The following is a 2533-nucleotide window of genomic DNA, read 5'->3' as shown; positions in this document are numbered from 1 at the left end:
TGAACTTAAACTCAATGACAAACTTCAAGACAGAGAAATACAAGGCTTGTCGAAAAGCCTAGACAAAATTGTCGAAGATACAACGTGGCTCAGACGGACTCTCACAAAGATTGTAATCACAGCTATTGTCAGCGGTGTTGTAACGATTGTGACAGGGGTTATCGTGTGGGCTTTTACTATGAGATAAGGAGAGGATCTACATGAAAATAAACTGGAAAGTACGCTCGAGCAATCCGCTATTTTGGGTGCAGGTGTTTTTAGCTATAGTGGTGCCTATTGGTGCATATTTCGGTCTGACAGGGCAGGACATCACGTCTTGGCCTATTTTATTTAGAGTAGTGATAGATGCGTTATCTAATCCATACGTGCTGTTTACGGTAGCGGTGAGTGTATATAATGCCGTCATGGACCCGACAACGTATGGTCTAGGGGATTCTAAACAAGCGCTAGGATACAAGAAGCCAAAGAAAGAGGGGAGATAGACGGTGAATATTAAACAAGACTTAATTCCAACATCGAACCGCAATCGACCAGGTACTCGTATCAATCCAACGCACATCACAATACATGAAACAGCGAATCGTAGTAGAGGGGCCGATGCAGCAACACACGCTCGTTATGTAAAAGGGGCAGACGCTCAAAACCGTAGCGTTTCATGGCATTACACTGTGGATGATAAGCAAATTATTCAGCATCTGCCCAATCACGAAATGGGCTGGCATGCTGGAACAAACGGAAACAGACAATCAATAGGTATTGAGTTATGTGTGAATAGCGATGGTGATTTTGAAAAAACAAAAGCGAACGCTCAATGGTTAATACGAAAGCTTATGAGCAATTTGAACATTCCTGTTGAACGAGTAGTAACCCATAAACATTGGACAGGCAAGAATTGTCCAGCTACTCTTTTACCTCAATTTAATAATTTCAAACAAGGAGTGATAACAGTGACAGCGCAAAGTAATAATACACCAAGCCCAACGCATAAAGGAAACTGGGAGAAAGCAACAGCTAAAGGTATTTTCAACGGTGAACGTCCGAAAGAACCGCTTACAAGGGAACAATTCGCATCAATTCTTAACCGCTTAGGATTGTTGGATTAAAAGAAAAAATGCCCTCACTTTGTGGGGGCATTTTTTGAAGAATCTGTTTGCGTTTTTTTCTCTATATATTCATTAAGAAGGTTTTCAACTGTTTTTTCAATTTGCTTATACACAATGTCTTTTATTGTGTCATTCATTTGCAAAGTCTCCATTAATTTTAAATGAGCGGAAGCTTTGTCGGTTTCGGTTAAACAACATATATAACTTCCTGTAATCTTGTTTCTTGAGAAAGTCATAATCTGATCAAGTTTAACATAGGAGTCATTAGAAAGCTCTGGGTAATCTACCTTGTACAAAGGTAGATGGTAAGACTTCAATTCTTTTGTATTACCGTGTTGATCATAAAGAGAAGATAAAGGCGCAAGAATGATAGTCTGATTAGTTAGTGAGTGGTCGTGGAGTAATAGCGCTGGGTGGCGTCCGTAAATTGTTAATTGGGGTTTTGGGTTTTCTTGTGGGAAATTGAACCAAATTATATCCCCTTGATTAAAAGAGTCCTTCATAGATTGCGCCCCTTTTAGTTTTATTCCCCTTGATTATTTTGGAATGTTTCTAGGAATTCATTATCGTCATATTCTTTCTTTTGCATTTGCTTAAATTGATGTCTTTTTCTGATTTTCTCATCATTAACCATGTCTAGAAAGTCATAACCATTGTCCATTTTAAAGCGTTTAAGGGCTTGTTCAACTGGAGAAACTTTTTTCTGACTGTTATCACAATCTTCTTTTCTTCTTACCAACTCCTTTAGCATATCTTTTTTCCTCCCTCTTGTCTTATTATTTTTTTTACTCATTTGTAAATCGCCTCCCATACTCTACATATATGCTTCTCAGTATGGGAAAGTTGTATTGAAATTATTATAACAAACCAATAATTTTCTTATTTATGGGTATTTTCCTTATAATATCGGGATTTAAACCTACATTTTGGAATGTAAGCATGTCAATGAAACATTTTCGACAAACTTCGACAATTCTTATCATTTGTGCAAGAATAAAGCCCACTCTCACGGGTGGGCTTAGTTTGTTGAGAAAGAGGAATTGTTTCGCTAAGGAGATACTTTCTTTCAGTAGACTAATGAATCGTTAGTGGTTTATTGGTAGAAAAAACGGACAACAATCCTCTCATCTACTTACAATAATGATAGAATATTAGTAAATAATAGTATAAGGAGGTACATATGAGAAGTATTAAATACTTAGCTTTGTTGTTTGTTATACTCTCCATGCTTATTCCTACAGTAGCAACTGGACAAGAGCGATTCACTGACGTTGGTTCAGATTACTGGGCAAAAACAGAAATTGAATTTTTAGCACATCAATCAATTATTGGTGGGTATAATGATGGCACCTTTAAACCTAGTAACAATGTGACTCGTGCCCAAGCTGCAATAATGATAGCTGCAGCACTAAACTTAGATTTAGAAAACA

General features: G+C 37.4%; 6 protein-coding genes. 4 read left to right on the top strand and 2 right to left on the bottom strand.

Annotated elements, in window-relative coordinates:
* From BLT_RS24510 to BLT_RS22040, 3 genes are all read left to right on the top strand, one after another.
* Positions 1-187, top strand: a 187-nt coding sequence (locus BLT_RS24510; protein WP_017728477.1) for a hemolysin XhlA family protein, incomplete at its 5' end; no start/stop codon positions are given.
* A gap of 13 nt (positions 188-200) precedes the next feature.
* Positions 201-482, top strand: a complete 282-nt coding sequence (locus BLT_RS0114395) for a phage holin (protein WP_017728476.1) — start codon at positions 201-203, stop codon at positions 480-482.
* A 3-nt stretch (positions 483-485) separates the two neighbouring features.
* On the top strand, positions 486-1103 hold the full coding sequence (locus BLT_RS22040; RefSeq protein WP_017728475.1) for a peptidoglycan recognition protein family protein: 618 nt from the start codon (positions 486-488) through the stop codon (positions 1101-1103).
* A 14-nt stretch (positions 1104-1117) separates the two neighbouring features.
* Here BLT_RS22040 and BLT_RS0114385 read toward each other — a convergent pair whose 3' ends face one another.
* Positions 1118-1606, bottom strand: a complete 489-nt coding sequence (locus tag BLT_RS0114385) for a type II toxin-antitoxin system PemK/MazF family toxin (RefSeq protein WP_017728474.1) — start codon at positions 1604-1606, stop codon at positions 1118-1120.
* Between the two features lie 20 nt (positions 1607-1626).
* Entirely contained in the window at positions 1627-1896 is a 270-nt protein-coding gene (locus BLT_RS0114380; protein ID WP_017728473.1) for a hypothetical protein, read from the bottom strand.
* 387 nt (positions 1897-2283) lie between these two features.
* On the opposite strand from BLT_RS0114380, the gene BLT_RS22035 reads away from it, so the two are divergent.
* On the top strand, positions 2284-2533 hold a 250-nt coding region (locus BLT_RS22035), incomplete at its 3' end, for an S-layer homology domain-containing protein (RefSeq protein ID WP_035425889.1).

This window comes from Halalkalibacterium ligniniphilum, from assembly GCF_000334155.1.
Lineage (GTDB): Bacteria > Bacillota > Bacilli > Bacillales > Bacillaceae_D > Halalkalibacterium > Halalkalibacterium ligniniphilum.
The sequence above is the reverse complement of the archived record's forward strand: the minus strand, read 5'-3'. Positions and strand labels throughout refer to the sequence as shown.